Raw genomic sequence first — 18,621 nt, 5'->3', positions numbered from 1 at the left:
GATGTCGGCAATGTCGCACAACATGCAAAAACAGACATGACCGCCGAAGTGAAAGAATCCTGATGATCAAAAAGCTCGTAGTTATGGTCCTTTTCGACAACATTGATTTGCTCGACGTCACGGGACCCCCTGAAGTCTTTGCGCTTGCAAGACGGGAGAACGATGAAGCCGCCAACTATGAAGTAGTGCTTGCCGCTGAATCGTTGGCGCCGGTAACCACGGGAGCCGGTGTAAGAGTGGTCCCCGATGTGACTTTCGAGGACCTCGGCACCAGGCGCATCCACACGCTGATCGTCCCTGGCGCTGTTGAAGTCGACGAGAACCGGCAGATCCGCCCTGTGGTCCACGCAGATGTTGTAGATCGCGTAAAGCAGCTCACCACGAGGTCCGATCGCGTGGCGTCAATTTGTGTTGGCGCGCATATCCTGGCCGCCGCGGGGGTGTTGGATGGCAAACGCGCAACTACGCACTGGTCCACTGCGGAGCAGCTGGCTGCGGACCACCCCTTGGTCACTGTCGATCCAGATCCGATTTTCATCCGCGAAGGCAACGTATGGACCGGTGCAGGCATTAGCGCCTGCTTGGATTTGACGCTCGCACTCGTAGCCGAAGACCTGGGGGAGGATACTGCGTTGAGAGTTGCTCGCCAGCTCGTCATGTATCTGAATCGTCCTAGCGGCCAGAGCCAGTTCAGCGTTCCATTGTCGAGGACCTCCACCAATCGGCGAATCGAAGATCTTCGTCACTACATCCTTCGCAATGTTCACGAGACTCTTACCATCGGGAAACTCGCAGACGAGGCCAATATCAGCGAGAGACAATTGACCCGYATTTTCAAGAGCGAACTCGGTATGACACCGCACAGCTACATAGAGTCCGTCAGGGTGGAAGTGGCGCGCAGTCACCTTGAATCTACCGACGCCACGTTGGAGCGCGTCGCTTCAGTCTCCGGGCTCGGTTCGGTCGATACCCTCGTTAGGGCCTTTCGACGACGCCTTGACGCAACACCTACCGAGTACCGGCTCAGATTCCAGATTTAGTCCCAGGAATCTACGACGCCGGTCGCCGGCTTCGGCGGTAAGGCCCGCCGTCGGGCGTGAATCGTTTTCTTGAACAGGTAACGAACACGTGATCCCGGACACGAAGGGCGGCCAATCCGGCCTGCTCGGGTAAGTTTAGAGATGTTGAAATCTGCAGACTTTCAGGGAGAACCCCGCCAATGGCCAAGATTATCTATACCCACACAGACGAAGCGCCGATGCTGGCTACCTACTCATTCCTGCCGATTGTGGAAGCTTATGCCTCGACCGCAGGTGTGGAGGTCGAGACCCGCGATATTTCGCTGGCAGGCCGCATCATCGCCGTTTTCGGCGATTTCCTCACTGAAGAGCAGCGCACGGGCAACGCCCTGGCTGAACTTGGCGAACTGGCAAAGCAGCCGGAAGCCAACATCATCAAGCTGCCCAACATCAGCGCCTCCGTGCCGCAGCTCAAGGCTGCCATCGCCGAGCTCCAGTCCCAGGGCTTCGCCCTCCCGGACTACCCGGACAACCCTTCCTCGGACACCGAGACGGACATCCGCTCGCGCTACGACAAAATCAAGGGCTCCGCTGTGAACCCGGTGCTGCGTGAAGGCAACTCTGACCGCCGCGCACCCCTGTCGGTGAAGAACTACGCCCGTCAGAACCCGCACTCCATGGGTGCCTGGTCTGCCGATTCGAAGACCAACGTTGCCACCATGGGCCAGAACGATTTCCGCTCCAATGAGAAATCCGTTGTGCTCAAGGCTGACGATTCCCTCAGCATCCAGCTGGTCCGCGAAGACGGCACGATCAAGGTCCTCAAGAAGGACTTCCCCGTCCTGGCCGGCGAAGTTGTGGACGCTACCGTCCTCCGCGCAGACGCCCTGGACGAGTTCCTCAAGGCGCAGGTTGCCCGTGCCAAGGAAGAGGGCATCCTCTTCTCCGCACACCTGAAGGCCACCATGATGAAGGTCTCGGACCCCATCATCTTCGGCCACGTGGTCAAGGCTTACTTCTCCGAGCTGTTCGATACCTACGGCAAGCAGCTCGCAGCCGCAGGCATCAGCCCGAACAACGGCCTCGCTGCCATCCTCAGCGGCCTTGAAGACCTGCCGGAAGACGTCCGCGAAGGCGTTAAGGCAGCCATCACCAAGGGCCTCGAAGACGGTCCGGCCCTGGCAATGGTGGACTCGGACAAGGGCATCACCAGCCTGCACGTTCCGTCGGACATCATCGTCGACGCCTCCATGCCGGCCATGATTCGTTCCTCCGGCCACATGTGGGGCCCGGACGGCAAGGAAGCTGACACCCTCGCCGTCATCCCGGACAGCTCCTACGCCGGTGTCTACCAGGTTGTCCTGGACGACTGCCGTGCCAACGGCGCGTTCGATCCCACCACCATGGGCACCGTTCCCAACGTGGGCCTCATGGCGCAGGCAGCCGAGGAATACGGCAGCCACGACAAAACCTTCGAAGTCCAGGCAGCCGGCACGCTCCAGCTCGTAGACAGCAAGGGCAATGTCCTCGCCGAGCACCAGGTATCCCCGGGTGACATCTGGCGCGCATGCCAGACCAAGGATGTCCCGATCCGCGACTGGGTCAAGCTTGCCGTCAACCGCGCCCGCGCTTCCCAGACCCCGACCGTTTTCTGGCTGGACAAGGGCCGTGCGCACGACGCCAACCTCATCGCCAAGGTCAACGAGTACCTCAAGGAACACGACACCGAGGGCCTGCAGATCGAGATCATGTCCCCGGAGGAGGCCACAGCCTTCACCCTGGATCGCATCCGTAAGGGCGAGGACACCATCTCCGTCACCGGTAACGTCCTCCGCGACTACCTCACGGACCTCTTCCCGATCCTCGAGCTCGGCAYCAGCGCCAAAATGCTTTCCATCGTTCCGTTGATCAACGGTGGTGGCCTCTTCGAGACCGGCGCAGGTGGATCCGCTCCCAAGCACGTCCAGCAGCTGGTCAAGGAAAACCACCTTCGCTGGGACAGCCTGGGTGAATTCCTCGCCCTGGCCGTCAGCTTCGAGCACCTTGCCACCACCACTGACAACGCCCGCGCCCAGGTCCTTGCCGACACGCTGGACCGCGCCACGGGTACGTTCCTGCTGGAAAACAAGTCCCCGCGCCGCAGCGTTGGCGAGCTGGACAACCGCGGAAGCCACTTCTACCTGGCCATGTACTGGGCACAGGAACTGGCCAAGCAGACCGAGGATGCAGAGCTTGCCAAGGACTTCGCTGCCATCGCAGACGCCCTGACCTCAAACGAGGAAGTCATCGTCGGCGAGCTGAACGCAGTCCAGGGTCCCGGCGTCGATCTGGGCGGCTACTACCGTCCGGACGCTGCCAAGGCCGCTGAAATCATGCGTCCGTCGGCTACGTTCAACAAGATCGTCGCGACGCTTAGCTAGTTCCCAAACTGACTCGCAGTTGTGGTTGATATGAGAGCTCATAACAACCACAACTGCGGGTCAGTTGCTGTTTAACGGTCGGCCAGGAACCGCTGAGGTGCCACGCCGCCGTCGACGATGTCTTTCAGTACCCGGCCAATAGCCGGCGTGAACTTGAAGCCGTGCCCGGAGAACCCTGCGCCCACCACCAACGGTCCAAAGCGATCCAGCACGAAGTCCTCCGTCGGCGTGGTGGTGTAGGTGCAGCTGATGGGAACCGCGGTTGAAGGGTCGACGCCGGGAAGCCACTCCTGCGCGTATCGCACCAAGGCATCGAGCTGCTCCGGTATGGGCTGGAACGTGCGCTCGTCCGGGTCCATGACGGGGCCGACGCCATGCCATCCGGCTTTGACGCCTTCGCCAGGTGTGAGCATCCCGTAGACGGGGCTGTACCAGTATTCGTAGGCAGGATCGTCCACGTCGGGGCTGTGGTTGAAGCTTGGCCACACGAGTGTGTTGTCCACGGGTGTGAAGTGGGCGGGCTGCTCCTGCGTGACAACCAACGGCGGTAGCTTCGCGTGTTCGCCAAGGACCTTGTTCGTCCACGCGCCGGCGGCGACTACAACGCGGTTGGCTGTGTACTCCGTTTCGTCCGTCACGACGACCACCGTTTCGGCGCCGTCGACGCGGATGTCGTGGACCGGCGTCGAGTATTTGAAGATGGCGCCGTGGGACTCGGCAGCCTTTCGAAGTGCCACCAGCGCGTTGGCCGAACGGATGCGTCCGGACCCCGGAACGAAGAGGACATCGGTGGCGAAGTTCATGCCTTGCCAGCGGTCCATGGCCTCGTCTGCTGAGATGAAGTAGCTCTCGATACCGCGTTCCTGGTGGGCTGCGCGAATGGTCCGGAGTCGCTCGACGTTGCCGTGGTTCGCCAGCCCCACCAAGTCCAGCAGCGGCGCCCCGGTTTCCGCAGCAAGCTCATCCCAGAGGGTCTTGGCTTCGGCGAGGAGGTCCAGGTAGTCGGCCTCGGCGTAGGCGGTGTTGAAGTTGCGGGTAGCGCCGTGAGAGGCCACGATGTGATGACCGGCCTCGAACTGCTCCAACAGGACCACGGACTTACCGCTCCGGGCCAACTGCCAAGCGGCGGCCGATCCCATTGCTCCTCCGCCAACAACGACGACGTCCACCATGCCCGCTCCATCCACCGTTGGCCCACTATCAGGTTCCATTGTGCCCCCTAGTTGGGTTGGCACTTGGTGGGAAGGCATGGAAGATTGGGACGGGTGAAATTCCTTCACCCGTCTCCCAAGTCCTCTGCCCGCGGCGTCACGATCCTGCGCGTGGTGTTCGGCGCACTGATCATGGTGCACGGCATCCAAAAGTTCATGGCCGGGCACGCCGCCTTCGCTGCCTCGGTTGCTGCCATGGGCGTGCAGAAGCCCGAGATCGTTGCTTGGCTGGTGATCGCAGGTGAAATTGGGCTGGGACTGCTCCTGGTCCTCGGCGCTTTGACCAGGGTGGCGGGCTTCCTTGCTGCAATCATGTTCGCGGGCATTTGGTTCGTGACGGAAGCAGGCAAACCGCTCCTCACTGACAAGTCCGGGGTCACAGCGGAGCTTCTGATCGTCTACGTTGCCATTTCTGTGGCGTTTGTGTTCCTGGGTCCGGGCGCGTGGTCACTGGACCGGAAGTTGGCCAGGCAGCCGGTCGGCCAGCGGCGTTAATACAGTCGGGTTAACTCCCGACGGCGGCACTCACCGCGCGTCGTTCGGGTACCGGATGCCCAACTGTGACCGCACGCCGTCGAACAAGCGCATGACGTTGACGGAGTCCTCCAGCGGCATCACGGGGCTCTCCGTCAGGCCTTGTTGGATGCAGCGGGTCACTTCGCGGAGTTCGTAGGTGTAGCCCATGCCCACCACATCGAACCGTTCGTGCCGCGGCTCGTCCCAACCGACACGAATCAGTAGTTCGCGTGGATTGTTCACGGAACCAACGGTCTGCAGATACCCGAGCCCGCCGGCCACTGTTGCAGTCCTGGGTCCATGGGCGGTCAGGGACGACGTCAGCTGCGCCTGGGCGCCGCTGGCGTAACCGAGTGTCAGCGCATTCTGGGTGTCAACGCCGTCCTCGTTCAGGGTGCCGATCGCGGTAACAGACTGTGGGAAGCCCAATGTTCCCAGGGCCCAGAGCAGCGGGTAGACGGTGATGTCCAGAAGCGCGCCGCCGCCATCGTTAAGTGCCCAGATGCGTGCGGACGGATCGTAGGGTGCAGGGAATCCGAGGTCCGCGCTGACCCACTGGGTGTGCCCGATTTCCCCTGATGCGGCGATGGAAAAGGCGCGCTGCATACTGGGCAGGAACCGGCTCCAGACGGCCTCCATGAAGAAGACCTTGTGCTCGCGGGCCAACTTCACCAGCTCACTGGCTTCGCGGGCGTTGATGGTGAGGGCCTTCTCGCACAGGACATGCTTGCCGGCCCGGAGTGCGGCTGCCGCAATCTGGAAGTGCTGGGCGTGGGGTGTCGCCACGTAGACCACGTCCACGGCGGGATCGTCGAACAACCGCTGGTAGCCGAGGACACCGGCGTCGTTCCCGTAGGCCTTGGCGAAACCAAGTGTGTGCGCAAAAGCGTCCGCGGCAGCCTGGGTCCTTGAGCTCACCGCGTAGAGTTCTGCATCCTCCAGCAGGGAGAGGTCCTGGGAAACGCTGTTGGCGATGTTGCCGGTGGACACCACTCCCCAGCGCAAGCGGCGGCCGGTGGCAGCCCGGGGATCCTGGTTGGTCTGGCTGGACAGCCACGGTTTGGCGATAGGGAGGGTCATGACTGCCATCCTCTCATTCGCGGCCCAGCTAGCTGGGGAGTTGCAGCTGCTCCAAGTCTGCGATGGTTCCGTTGGATTCGAAGGTGAGCTTCACGTTAACCACATAGGCGCCGGCTTTCTTGAGGTCGGGCACCCAGATTTCAGCAACCCCGGCGTCATGCTCTGTTGTCGCCTGGATTCTGTAGGCGAGGTTATCCGCCTTCCAACTATCGGAGACGTCAACGCCGTCCAAGGACCACGTCAGCAGCATGGGGACGCGGGCCAGCCCCATCAGATCGACCCTCACGGCTATCGTCCAACCACGGGGATCCTTACCCTGGGTGCTGTCGATGATGATTACTTCCTCCATTGCCTTCACGAGTTCCGCTGCCGCTTGGTCGGCTGGAAGCAGTTCGCCATTCTGGTTGACAGTCACTGGGGGAAGGAGGGCCGGGAGGATGATCAGGGCATCGGGGACATAGCCCTCGAGTACTTTTTGTTCCTTCACAGCGGCGCGATACGCCTGCGACGGAGGTCGGGGGATATTCTTGTTCACCACCGTGGCGGAACCGGTAGAGGTGGCGGTGGTCGTGGCGGGCGTGGTGGAAGTAGTCGGGGTAACCGTCGGGGTTGTGGGCGGACTGGTGGTTGGATGGGCTGTGGTCGGAGTGGGCTTTGTAGTTCCCGAAGAGCCAGCCAAATTCGCGCTGTAGTCGGGTAGGTTCAGACCAACCGCGGCCGCAGGACTCAGGTTGAGGTCCTTGCCGAGGTCCGCCGGGGCAAAGGCAGCCAAAGACGTCTGCTTGACGATGGTGACGGACTCGATGTTTGCCACGTCTTCGATGTTGGGCGGGAACAGCCGGTCCCACAGGGCGAAGATACTGATGAGGGCCGCCGCCAAGGCTCCCGCCGTAATGACGAGTGCCTTGCCGCTTCGGTACCAGGGAGTGACTCTGCCTGGTTCACGGTGTTGGGGCACGCACACCACCTCCTACGCCTGCTCACAGAATGCTCCGCGTCCAGAAGCGCGTCAACCCGCACTCGCACTCAGTTCCCGAACGTGTCAAGTCATACGAATGGCAGGCGCACCAAAGATCCTCGCCTAGGCTGAGGTGATCATCCCTCGCAGAGGTTCTGTGGGGAGTTACCGAAATGGAGCAGGGATGGGTATTTTTCGGCGCGTCATTTTGCCGGTTGCCTGGCTAGTGGTTTTCGCAATAATTGCGGTGGCTTTGGTCAAGATCGCTTTCGTAGATGGCCTCAAGCCCTCTGATTCCGGGCCGGCGCCCTTGGCGCAAGTGGACATTCCGGTGGTCCCGGCCACGCGAGCTACGGTCACCAATACTGTGGAAATCAAGGGCACCGTCCAGAGCGATGCAGCCGATCCGGTCCGGAGCACGTCCGCGGGCAAGGTCATCAAGGTTTTCGTCGAACAAGGCGCCACAGTGGCCAAGGGCGATGCCCTGTTCCAGGTCAAGGCCGAGCGCGCAGTGACATTCACGCAGCCGTCCAAGGATGGAATGTCCTCGGCACCGAAGCCCGTCTATGACTACTTCGACATCCTTGCCCCCAGCGGCGGTACGCTGCAGTCCCTGACCACGCTGATCGACCAACAAGTGAGCGTCGGGGAAAGCGTTGGGAAGATCGACCCCGGCACCTACACCGTGGCCGGCTCAGTAACCGCCGCCCAGCAGTACCGTCTGCTCGGCAAGCCGGGCCCGGCGGAGATCGCTTTGGTGGGTGGACCGGCGCCGTTCCAGTGCACCGAAGTGACACTGAAGAACAACGCTTCCGACGACGGCGGAGGCGGCTCGGGTGGTTTGTCGTCCACAGGCGGAGGTGCTGGGATGGGCGTCGGCGGGGCAGTGGCAATCCCGGGTGGAGGCGGTGGCCAGTCGCAGGAAGGTGGCACGCCCACGGGAACGCTTAGTTGCGCAATCCCTGCTGGGCATGAGGTCTTCGCAGGCCTTGGAGCGACCATGACCGTCAGCGCTGGAGTCGCCGCTGATGTGGTGACGGTTCCTTTGACCTCGGTGAAGGGCAGCGTGAAGGACGGTATCGTCTGGATAGCGGGCGCAGCCGGGAGCGGCGCAGCGCCCGAGCAGCGCACGGTCCAGCTGGGCCTGAATGATGGTGCGTTGGTTGAAGTGGTTTCAGGGCTGGCCGAGGGCGAGCAAGTGCTTGAGTTCGTGCCCGGGGCTCCAGCTGTCCCAGGTCCCATGATGGGGCCGGGACAAGCCGTCTACGGACCGGCAGGCTGAAGCGCATGACGGGAACAGCAGAGGCAGTAGAAAGCAACAAGGAAACCCTTGTCAGTCTCCGGTCAGTCACCCGTTCCGTGACGCTGCCGGATGAGCAGCAACTGCACATTCTCCGCGGCATCGATCTTGAGGTCCAGAGCGGTGATCACACGGCCATTGTTGGCCGTTCAGGATGCGGAAAATCGACGCTGCTCAACCTCTTGGGCCTCCTGGATGTCCCCACCTCCGGTGAGCTGGAATTCCTCGGCAACCCTGCCGAGCGGCTGAGCAGCAACGCCCGTGCCCGCCTGCGTGGATCAACCGTGGGTTTCGTGTTCCAGCAATTCAACCTGTTGCCGGGCCGCAATGCCCTGGACAACGTCATCACGCCGCTCTTTTACGCCAAAGGCCGCGAGTTCTGGCGCCGGCGTGAACTGGCCATGGACATGCTGGACCGCGTGGGCCTGGCAGCGCGGGCCAACACCATGCCGAACATGCTTTCCGGTGGGGAGCAGCAGCGTGTGGCGATCGCCCGGGCGTTGGTCCGCAGGCCACGGCTAATTCTGGCGGATGAACCAACAGGCGCCTTGGACGTGGAAACCGGACAGGCTGTCATGGCATTGTTGGACACCGTGGCCACGGAAACCGCGGCCGCACTGGTGACCATCACGCACGATACCAATGTGGCCGCCCTGGCACRCGCCTGCTATCGATTGGACGCCGGAGTGCTCACGCCGCTGACAGTTGCCGAAACAGCAGGAGTCAGCGCATGACCGGCTTCATGTCCACGATGGTGGAAGCATGGCAGGAACTCCGGATCAATAAAGTGCGCATCCTCTTGGCCCTCCTCGGCGTGGCCCTTTCCGTGGCAGCGTTGACCTCGGTGGCAGGAATCGGCAGCCTGGTCCGAGAAGGGATCAAGGTGCAGTCCGAACGCAACGGTGGCCGCGTAGCCACCCTGGCATTGAGCGTGAACGGCCCATCTTCGCCTGACGCTGCGAAGCTGGAGAAGGTCTACGAAGGCATTCAACAGCGCTTCGGCATCACCACGTCCACCCATGTGGGCAGGACCCAGGCGGGCTTCCAGTTTCCGCGTGGCGTGACCAACGTTGACGTGACCATCGTGGACATTGGATACGGCATCATCCACCGCGTTCCGCTAACTCAGGGAACCTGGTTCGCCGCCGACGACAACCAACGGCTCGCACCCGCCGTCGTCGTCTCCGAAGCTTTCTACAACCAGGCGGGAATGCCCAACCTGACCACCAGCCCAACGGTGACCATCCCGGGGGATCACCCTGCCACTGCGGTGATTATCGGCGTCGTGCCTGATGCCTATCCGCAGCAACCTCCGGCCGCTTTCATCCTCACCGCCGGTGCCGCAATGACCGGAATGGAATCCCAAATGTCCGAGTTCAAGATGTGGGTGGGCGAGGACMAGGCCGATTCCCTGGCCGCTGCTATTTCCGCGGATCTCCAAGGTCAATTTCCCGGGTATTACGCCCAAGCCAGCCGAATGGACTTCGCCGCCTACGGTGACCCGCTCGGACCGGCCCAGTGGATCGTGGGCGGCGTAGCCGGATTGGTGCTCCTGCTCGGGGCAGTGGGAATGCTCAACATCTCCATGGTCACCGTGCGCTACAGGGTAAGGGAAATCGGCATCCGGCGAAGCTTCGGCGCAACCTCCGGCCGCATCTTCTTCGGCGTCATGATGGAATCCGTCGTAGCCACCGCGGTCGCCGGCCTGGTGGGCGTCATGCTGGCGGTAGCAGTGGTGAAGAATCCCTGGATCGAATCAAAGGTAGCGCCGGGATTGACCGAATACCCGTCCTTCCCCGTCGATGCCGCGCTCCTGGGCTTTGGCGCGGCTGTCCTTGTGGGCGCACTCGCCGGAGCCATTCCTGCGCTCGTGGCGGTGCGCGTCAAGGTCATCGATGCGATCCGCTTTTGACCTCCTCGGTGAGCCGGCCCTGCTGAAGACGGAAGCAGCGGTCCGCTTTCTGCGCCAGGCTGCGGTCGTGGGTGACTACCAGGATGGTGGTGTTGTGGTCGCGGCTCAGTGAGCTCAGCAGTTCGATGATGTGCTCGCCGGTCTGCTCATCCAGGTTTCCCGTGGGCTCATCGGCCAGGATCAGCTTGGGCTCGTTGGCCAGCGCCCTCGCGATCGCGACGCGCTGCTGCTCGCCACCGGACAGGCGATTGATCCGGCGGGACTGCTTTTCCGGATCCAACTGCACCTGCTCCAGCAGTTCCTTGGCCCGCTTCAGCCGTGCAGCCTTGCGGACACCGGCGAACTCCATAGGCAGCATGACGTTGTCCACGGCGCTGAGGTTCGGGATCAGGTTGAACTGTTGGAACACGAAGCCGATATCGCGGCGGCGGTACTCGGTCAGCTTGCTCTCCGGCAGCCCCGCCAAGCTCACGCCATCCACGACGACGTCGCCACTGGTTGGTTTGTCCAGTGCACCCAGGAGGGACAACAGCGTGCTTTTGCCGCTTCCGCTCTTGCCCACGATCGACGCCAGAGATCCCTTCTCCAGCTGGAAACTCACACCATTGACAGGCTTGATGGTCCTGTCACCGGACTTGAACTGACGGACCAGGTCCTTAACTTCAATCACGGCTATTCTCCTCGGAGTACTTCGATGGGACGGATGCGCGCGGTCAGCAAGGCCGGGACCAATGCGCCGATGATGGCCACTGCGAAGACCGCGGCGATGCCTGCAGCGATGACGCCGGGGGAGGCGCTCGCCGTGACGGACGTGAGCAGTTGGGAGGCACCGCCAAATGGACCGCCCTGCCCTCCGGCGAAGCCGCCGCCGGCAAAGCCACCCCCGCCAAAGCCGGCTCCGCGCTGGGTGGTCGGGGCCGCCGTCGTGGTGGTGTTTGAACTGATCAGCGCTGACGCGATACCGCCGCTGGCGAGCGACGCAATAGCCGCACCCACCACGCTGCCCAAGGCCACGAGGACCAGCGATTCAAGGACAAACTGCAGGCCGATAGTGCGGTTCCGGGCACCGATGGCCTTCAACACGCCAATTTCGCGGCGGCGCTCGCGGACCAGCATCACCATGATCAGGAGGATGATCAGTCCGGCTGTAGCCAGTGCTGCAATGAACGCGACCAGGGAGATGTTCTTGACGCTGTCCAAGGAGCTGACCGCGGTTTCGAGGTTGCGCTGGCCTTGGGTGACGTCGGCCTTCCCGGTTCCCAAGGCGGACTGGACTGCCGTCTTGGTGCTGTCGACGTTCTCCATGCTGTTGACCGTGACGATCATCGTGGAGAGTTCGTCGGGAGTTCCCGCCAGGGTTTGGGCTTCCGGAAGGGTGACGTAGACGGCGTTGTTTCCGAAGGCGGTTCCGGCGTCGAAGATGCCTGCAACGGTGAACGTCTTGTCCTGGATGGTGAAGGTGGAACCGGCGGTGAGGTTGTTCTTTTGCGCCAGCGTCGTTCCCACCAGAGCCTTTGCCGCCGCCGAGGTGTAGTCGCCCAGGCCGGTGCCGCTGGTGATGTCCAGGGCCTTGCCAGCGCTGTCAACCTCGGCGCCGATACCCGTGGCCGTAATGGGAAGGGTGCGAACTCGTTGGGCGGTGCCTGTGCCCCCAGTGTTACCCGTGGAGCCGTTGCGGTTGCCGAGGGTGCCGGCATCGATGGCTGCCGTGAGGTTGGTGGTGACCGAAGGTTGCTGCCCACCGGGACCGAAACCACCTTGAGCGGCCTGGGTGGTGCTTGTTTCTGCGGTCGCTGTCTGCAACCGCAGAGCCTTAGTGCCGACCACGGACGTTACGTTACTGACGGCGGCGGCCGTCTGAGCTTGAGCAGCGGTGAGCGGTTCGCCACCACCTTCGAAGCCCTGCCCGCCAGCCGGATTCACCGTCAGGGTGGTGCCCACGGAAGCGTTCAGCTCCTGGACCTTGGCACCCACGGCCTGGTTGGCCACAAGCATGGCCAATGCCAGGCCGATCGCTACGGCAAGCACGGCGACTACCGCGGCCGTTCTGATTTTGTTGCGGAAGGCATTGCCTACGCTTCGGGCAAGGACGCTCACGTTTCTCCTTTGGACCTGCTGAGTTCCGCAGACCGCTGGCGCGCGGGCTGCAGGTCCAACACTGCTGAGCGCTGCTGTGCGGAAAGCCTGCCGAAGCTATGCGTGGGCTGTGAAAAGTGGCGGGCTCATCAAGGAGCCAAAAAACCCGTGCCGGGCTCAGAATCCTGAGCCCGGCACGGGTTCACCGTGCAGTCCCGGTGTCAGTGGGAGAAGTTTGCTGAGATTTCGGCGAGGGTGCGCCCCTTGGTCTCAGGCGCGAGCCATTGCGAGAGGACTGCGCCAAGCAATGCGACGGCGGCGGCTACGACCATGCTTGGGCCCAGGCCGATGTTGCTGATCGCCCATGGCAGGGCGAAGGTGCCCAGTGCGGCTCCGATGCGGCTGAAGGCCGCGGCAAAGCCCATGCCGATACCGCGCAGGTCGCCGGGGAATACCTCGGCCGGATAGACCTGGGTCATCGTGGTGTAGCCGGCATTGAAGAAGGAGAAGGCGAGAAACAGTACGAGCACGATGATCGCTGGTGCGTCCGCCCAGACTCCGATGATCAGCAGGATGCCTGCGCAGAGCCACTGCCCGGGCACAGTGAGGATTCGGCGGCCGAGCTTGTCAATCAGAAGTACGGTGATGACAACACCTGCGGCCGCAAGTGCGGACAGGCCGACTCCACCGGTCCAGCCGCCGAAGCCGAATTGGTCGAGCACGTCGTCGGCGAAGGTCGCGATCGCGAAGTACGGAGTGACCGCGCAGAACCAAAACCCTGAGGTGAAGAGGGTGGCGCGCCAGTTCTGCTTCGAGAACAGCATTCCGAAGGAGGCGCCCTTGATTTTGGTCCTGCTCTTCGCGGCTTGGGCCTCCTGGATCATCCTCAGATCGATCTCACCGGTGATGCTGTCGTGCATTTGGGGCGATTCGACATATCTGTGTGCGATCGCGAGTGCTTCCTTGTGCCGTCCCTTCGTAATGAGCCAGCTCGGCGATTCAGGGAGGCCCATGCGGGCGAGGAACAGCACCAATGCGAGTATCGTGCTGGTGCCAATGACCAGGCGCCAGGGGGTGCCGGCGTCGTGCAGGAGCGTGCCGATGATGAATGCCATCATGAAACCGACGTACCAGGCGATCAGAGTCAGCCCCAGCAATCGCCCGCGCAGCTTCGGAGGGGAGAACTCTGAGAGCAATGGCCCACCGATTGAGTACTCGCCGCCGATCGCGACGCCCATGAGGAACCGGATGACGGCCAGCTGGATCACGGCCCCGTCTCCGGAGGTTACGAAGAACTGGGCCGCTGAAGCGACCAGGAACAGTCCCATGTCCACGAGGAACATGGGCTTGCGTCCGAACTTGTCAGTAGCCCAACCGGCCAGCGGGGAGCCGACGAAGATACCGACCAGCGGGCCCGCGGCGATCATGCCCAGAGATAGTGCGTCGAGCTGGAGCTCTGACCGCATGAGTCCGGTGACGGGGCCGATAATTCCGAGGATGTAACCGTCGAGGAACATCCCACCGATGAAGACAGCGACGAGCCGCACCATAAAGCGGCGTTTGAACTTGGAGCTGGTCTCTTTTGATGTGGAGGTGTCGACGGAGTCCGTCGTCCTGGTCGGATGGATCATTGAGATTTGTTCCCTTCTGGCTTCAGCGCGAACCGTTGACGGCACCAGAGCGCCGTTTCATGGATGCACGGACAGCCGAAGCCCTTAGCGACCGGTGGACGATGCCGACTGACTTGATGCCAGCCGATATGGCCGCGCAGGACTTGCGAGATGATTTCGGGGTCGGCCACATGTGACATATGACTCATATATCAGAACTCTAAGGGTGCGATCCGCCCCGGTCAAGAGCTTGACAAGTTAATTGGTTGTATGTTGCCGCGCCGCAAACTTCGGGATTGACGGACACGGAAGCATCGCGGAAAACGGTTCGGGCAAGCGAAAGCCCCGGCCCGCCGGCTGAATGCTGGCGGACCGGGGCTTGCTGTTGCTTGCTACTGCTTGGTGCTAAGCGGTGTTACTTGGTGATCGGCCCGAGTACCGGATCGTCCACGTAAGCCGTCTTGACGTTGGCTGCCGTCACGATCTGCGGCGGGAGCAGGTAAGCCGGAACAGTCTTGACACCGTTCTTGTAGGAATCCTTGTCGTTGATTTCCAGCTGCTTGCCGGCCTGCAGGTCCTTCACCATGGTGATGGCGTGCTCAACCAGCTTGCGGGTGTCCTTGTTGATGGTGGAGTACTGCTCGCCAGCCATGATCGACTTGACGGACTCAACCTCGGAGTCCTGGCCTGTTACCACGGGGAGCGGCTTGCCGGCGGCCTTGACGGACGTCAGCACTGCACGGGCCAGGGTGTCGTTCGGGGAGAGAACGCCATCCAGGGATGCGGTTCCGTAGCTGCCGGTGAGCAGGGTGTCAGCACGACGCTGGGCGTTTTCAGCCTTCCAGCCCTGGGTAACAGCCTGCTCGAAAGCAGTCTGGCCGGAGAGGACCTTGAGCGTTCCGTCGTCGATCTTCGGCTTCAGCACGCTCATGGCACCGTCGAAGAACACCTTGGCGTTGGCATCATCCGGTGAACCGGCGAAGAGCTCGATGTTGTACGGGCCGGAGGGCTTTTTGGCCTTCAATCCGTCCAGCAGGGCCTGGCCCTGCAGCACGCCGACCTTGAAGTTGTCGTACGCCACGTAGTAGTCCACGTTCTCCGTGTTCAGGAGCAGACGGTCGTAAGCAATGACCGTCGCGCCGGAGTCCTTGGCCTGCTTGAGCTGCGTACCCAGCTGCGCGCCGTCGATTGCGCCAACGATGATGACCTTGGCACCCTTGGTGACCATGGCGCTGATCTGGTTCTGCTGCTCGGACACGCCGCCGTTGGCGAACTGGACGTCGGCCTTGAAGCCGGCACCCTTGAGGCCATCGTTGAACAGCTTCTCCGCGAGGACCCAGTTCTCACTGGTCTTCTGCGGAAGGGCGACGCCGATCAGCGAGTCCTTGGGGAACGCTTCCCCGCCAGCAGTGCTGCTGCTTGAGCCGCTGTCAGAGCGGCCGCAGGCTGTCAGCGCCAGTGCCGCGATGGCAGCTACTGCTGCTGCCTTTCCTGCTTTACCAAACATTCGCATATCTTGGTTCACTTTCTGTGTGGTGGGGTGGAGCGAGTCAGGCGGAAACCGGTCAGGCTTCCTTGGAGATGACCTCTTTGGTGGACGTGGTTTCGTCCGGCTTGAGTTCGTTGTTGCGCTGGAAATTCTTCAGCAGCAGGCCAGTGATGGAGCGCTTGCCCTGGGTCTTGTTGTAGACGTCGAAGGCAACAGCGATCAGCAGTACCAGGCCCTTGATGATCTGCGTGAGGTCGGCGCCTACGCCCAGGAGTTGGAGGCCGTTGTTCAGCACAGCCATCACCAGGCCACCGACGATAGAGCCGATCACGGTACCAACGCCGCCGGTAACAGCGGCGCCACCGATGAACACGGCTGCGATTGCGTCCAGTTCCCAACCGACACCGTCAAAGGGACCGGATGCGGTGGAGCGGCCAACGAAGATCATGCCGGCGAGGCCTGCAAGGACGGACATGTTGAGCATGACCATGAAGTTGACCTTCTTGGACTGAACGCCGGACAGTTCTGCTGCGTGCCGGTTACCACCCACGGCGTAGACGTGGCGGCCCAGGACGGTCTTGTCAGCGATGAAACCGTAGATCAGGACCAGCACGGCCAGGATCAAACCGGGGATGGGGAAGGACGTTCCGGGGCGGCCGGTAGCGAACAGGTACGTGGCGTAGAGGATGGCACCGCAGATCAGGACCAGCTTGGTGACCTCAACCCAGAGCTCGGGGACATCTGCGCCCAGGGCCTTGTTGGTGGCGCGAGCCCGCAGGGACATGAGGACAACGAATGCCGCAGCCAGGATGCCCAGCAACAAGGTGAGATTGTTGAAGCCCGTGGTCGGGCCAATTTCAGGCAGGTAGCCCGAACCCAGGTACTGGAAGTCGCTGGGGACGGGGATGGTGTTGGATTTGCCCACGAACTGGTTGAAACCGCGGAACAGGAGCATGCCTGCCAGCGTCACGATGAAGGCAGGGATGCCCACATACGCTGTCCAGAATCCTTGCCAAGCCCCGATGATCGCACCGAGTACAAGCCCGAAGAGCACGCCCATGTACCAGGGAATACCCCAGTCGCGGATTGCGAGGGCCACGGAGACACCCACAAATGCGGCTACCGAGCCCACAGAGAGGTCGATGTGGCCGGCAATGATGACCAGGACCATGCCGATGGCCAGGATCAGGATGTAGGAGTTGCCGTTGAACAGGTTGATCACGTTGCCCGGGGTCAGCGTCCGGCCCTCGGTGAAGATCTGGAAGAAGACGATAAGTGCCACCAGGGCGAAGATCATGCCGAACTGGCGGGTATTGCCACCAAATAGCTTCTTGAGCGCGTTCATTGTTTTGGTCCTTGTGTCAGGAAGGGGTGAGTCTGGGCCAACAGGTCAGGCGGCCTTGCGGGAGGACGTCATGAGTTTCATGAGGCTTTCCTGGCTTGCTTCGTTTTTGTCCAGGACACCTGTGATGGCGCCCTCGAAGATGGTGTAGATGCGGTCGGACAGGCCCAGGAGTTCGGGGAGCTCCGAGGAAATGACAATCACTCCCTTGCCCTGGTTCGCCAGCCTCTGGATGATGCCGTAGATCTCGTACTTGGCGCCCACGTCGATCCCTCGGGTGGGTTCATCCAAAATCAGGAGATCCGGATCGGTGAACATCCATTTGGCCAGCACGACTTTCTGCTGGTTTCCGCCGGAGAGTTTGGCCACGCCTTCCTCCACCGACGGGGTCTTGGTCCGCAGGGATTTTCGGTACTCCTCGGCAACCGAGAACTCCTTGCGCTCGTCCACCACCGTGTACTTGCTGATCGCGCGGAGGTTTGCCGCAACCGTGGTGGCCTTGATGTCGTCCAGCAGGTTCAGGCCGAGGGATTTCCGGTCTTCAGTGACGTAGCCCAGTCCGGCGTCGATGGCCGCACGGACGCTGCGAAGGTTGACAGGCTTGCCGTCCTTGTAAACCTGTCCCTTGATGTAGCGGCCATAGGAGTGACCGAAGAGCGAGCGGGCAAGTTCCGTGCGGCCGGCTCCCATCAGTCCCGCGAAGCCCACGATTTCACCGCGTCGTACGTAGAAGTTGGAGCCCTTGCAGATCAGGCGATCCTGGATCTGCGGGTGAGCCACGGTCCAGTCCTTGACTTCGAAGAAGACGTCACCGATTTTCGGTTCATGGTCCGGGAAACGGGACTCGAGCGTCCGGCCCACCATGCCTTTGATAATCCGGTCCTCATCGACGCCGTCCCGCTTGACGTTCAACGTTTCGATCGACTTGCCATCGCGAATGATGGTGATCTCGTCGGCAATCTGTTCGATCTCGTTGAGCTTGTGGGAAATGATGATCGAGGTGATGCCCTTGCCCTTCAGCCCCAGGATCAGGTCCAGCAGGTGCTGGGAGTCGGATTCGTTCAGGGCAGCCGTGGGCTCGTCCAGGATCAGCAGGCGGACGGATTTGTTCAGTGCCTTGGCGATTTCCACCAACTGCTGCTTGCCGACGCCAATTTCTTTGATGGGGGTGTCCGGGTCTTCACGGAGTCCAACCCTGGCCAGCAGTTCAATGGAACGCTTCCGGGCCTCTGCCCAGTCGATGACACCCCATTTGGTTGGCTCGTTGCCCAGGAAGATGTTTTCCATGATGGACAGTTCCGGGATCAACGCCAGCTCCTGGTGGATGATGACGATGCCCGCGGCTTCGCTTGCGCGGATGTCCTTGAATTGCTGCGTCTCGGCCATGTACACGATGTCGCCGGTGTAGCTGCCGTGCGGGTACACGCCGGAAAGGACCTTCATCAGGGTGGATTTTCCAGCACCGTTTTCGCCGCAGATTGCGTGGATCTCGCCGGCCTTTACGCGCAGGCTCACATTCGACAAGGCCTTCACGCCGGGGAATTCCTTCGTGATCGAGCGCATCTCCAAGAGGATGGGTTCGTCTTGCGTGTCAGGGGTTGTTGTCATTAGCCCTTACGCCTCCAATGCATGACTTCGTTGTCGCTCCCCAAACGGCGGAGCTGTCTGATGAAAAAGTAAACTGGATC

At 61.8% G+C, this 18,621-nt stretch carries 15 protein-coding genes; 6 read left to right on the top strand and 9 right to left on the bottom strand.

Going from position 1 to position 18,621, the window contains the following annotated elements; translation table 11 throughout:
• Positions 1 to 62: 62 nt before the first annotated feature.
• The gene (locus AC1DCM_RS24420) at positions 63 to 1,040 is read left to right on the top strand and encodes a GlxA family transcriptional regulator (protein WP_477520052.1); all 978 of its coding nucleotides are present in this window, start codon (positions 63 to 65) and stop codon (positions 1,038 to 1,040) included.
• Positions 1,041 to 1,219: 179 nt separating this feature from the next.
• The gene (locus AC1DCM_RS24415) at positions 1,220 to 3,439 is read left to right on the top strand and encodes an NADP-dependent isocitrate dehydrogenase (protein WP_477520051.1); all 2,220 of its coding nucleotides are present in this window, start codon (positions 1,220 to 1,222) and stop codon (positions 3,437 to 3,439) included.
• Positions 3,440 to 3,510: 71 nt separating this feature from the next.
• Here AC1DCM_RS24415 and AC1DCM_RS24410 read toward each other — a convergent pair whose 3' ends face one another.
• Positions 3,511 to 4,650 carry an FAD-dependent oxidoreductase gene (locus AC1DCM_RS24410; RefSeq protein WP_477520050.1) on the bottom strand — a complete coding sequence of 380 codons (1,140 nt, stop codon included), beginning with the start codon at positions 4,648 to 4,650 and terminating at the stop codon, positions 3,511 to 3,513.
• Positions 4,651 to 4,704: 54 nt separating this feature from the next.
• Between AC1DCM_RS24410 and AC1DCM_RS24405 the strand changes: the two genes are divergently transcribed.
• Positions 4,705 to 5,145 (top strand): DoxX family protein, encoded by a 441-nt coding sequence (locus AC1DCM_RS24405; RefSeq protein WP_477520049.1) that lies wholly within the window; start codon positions 4,705 to 4,707, stop codon positions 5,143 to 5,145.
• A 30-nt stretch (positions 5,146 to 5,175) separates the two neighbouring features.
• On the opposite strand, the gene AC1DCM_RS24400 is transcribed toward AC1DCM_RS24405, so the two are convergent.
• Entirely contained in the window at positions 5,176 to 6,246 is a 1,071-nt protein-coding gene (locus AC1DCM_RS24400) for a Gfo/Idh/MocA family protein (RefSeq protein ID WP_477520048.1), read from the bottom strand.
• A gap of 28 nt (positions 6,247 to 6,274) precedes the next feature.
• Positions 6,275 to 7,204, bottom strand: coding sequence for a hypothetical protein (locus tag AC1DCM_RS24395; protein WP_477520047.1), 930 nt, complete (start codon positions 7,202 to 7,204; stop codon positions 6,275 to 6,277).
• A 184-nt stretch (positions 7,205 to 7,388) separates the two neighbouring features.
• Here AC1DCM_RS24395 and AC1DCM_RS24390 point away from each other — a divergent pair, with 184 nt between their 5' ends.
• From AC1DCM_RS24390 to AC1DCM_RS24380, 3 genes are read left to right on the top strand one after another with little or no spacing between them, the layout of a single operon-like run.
• Positions 7,389 to 8,486, top strand: coding sequence for an efflux RND transporter periplasmic adaptor subunit (locus AC1DCM_RS24390; protein WP_477520046.1), 1,098 nt, complete (start codon positions 7,389 to 7,391; stop codon positions 8,484 to 8,486).
• 5 nt (positions 8,487 to 8,491) lie between these two features.
• Positions 8,492 to 9,238 carry an ABC transporter ATP-binding protein gene (locus AC1DCM_RS24385; protein ID WP_477520045.1) on the top strand — a complete coding sequence of 249 codons (747 nt, stop codon included), beginning with the start codon at positions 8,492 to 8,494 and terminating at the stop codon, positions 9,236 to 9,238.
• Positions 9,235 to 10,416 (top strand): ABC transporter permease, encoded by a 1,182-nt coding sequence (locus AC1DCM_RS24380; RefSeq protein WP_477520044.1) that lies wholly within the window; start codon positions 9,235 to 9,237, stop codon positions 10,414 to 10,416. Before AC1DCM_RS24385 ends, AC1DCM_RS24380 begins: the two co-directional genes overlap by 4 nt.
• On the opposite strand, the gene AC1DCM_RS24375 is transcribed toward AC1DCM_RS24380, so the two are convergent.
• The 6 genes from AC1DCM_RS24375 to mmsA form a co-directional block, all read right to left on the bottom strand.
• Positions 10,394 to 11,086, bottom strand: a complete 693-nt coding sequence (locus tag AC1DCM_RS24375) for an ABC transporter ATP-binding protein (protein WP_442002593.1) — start codon at positions 11,084 to 11,086, stop codon at positions 10,394 to 10,396. The two genes, AC1DCM_RS24380 and AC1DCM_RS24375, sit on opposite strands and share 23 nt — an antisense overlap.
• A 2-nt stretch (positions 11,087 to 11,088) precedes the next feature.
• Positions 11,089 to 12,513: an ABC transporter permease gene (locus tag AC1DCM_RS24370; RefSeq protein WP_477520043.1), complete on the bottom strand. Its 1,425-nt coding sequence runs from the start codon at positions 12,511 to 12,513 to the stop codon at positions 11,089 to 11,091.
• A gap of 200 nt (positions 12,514 to 12,713) precedes the next feature.
• Positions 12,714 to 14,123 (bottom strand): MFS transporter, encoded by a 1,410-nt coding sequence (locus AC1DCM_RS24365; protein WP_477520042.1) that lies wholly within the window; start codon positions 14,121 to 14,123, stop codon positions 12,714 to 12,716.
• A gap of 394 nt (positions 14,124 to 14,517) precedes the next feature.
• Positions 14,518 to 15,615, bottom strand: coding sequence for a substrate-binding domain-containing protein (locus tag AC1DCM_RS24360; RefSeq protein ID WP_442002705.1), 1,098 nt, complete (start codon positions 15,613 to 15,615; stop codon positions 14,518 to 14,520).
• Between the two features lie 52 nt (positions 15,616 to 15,667).
• On the bottom strand, positions 15,668 to 16,936 hold the full coding sequence (mmsB, locus tag AC1DCM_RS24355) for a multiple monosaccharide ABC transporter permease (protein WP_477520041.1): 1,269 nt from the start codon (positions 16,934 to 16,936) through the stop codon (positions 15,668 to 15,670).
• Between the two features lie 45 nt (positions 16,937 to 16,981).
• Entirely contained in the window at positions 16,982 to 18,541 is a 1,560-nt protein-coding gene (gene mmsA / locus AC1DCM_RS24350; protein WP_477520040.1) for a multiple monosaccharide ABC transporter ATP-binding protein, read from the bottom strand.
• Positions 18,542 to 18,621 lie beyond the last annotated feature (80 nt).

Source organism: Paenarthrobacter sp. 10N417 (assembly GCF_056394745.1).
This window is presented reverse-complemented; position numbering and strand designations above follow the sequence as displayed.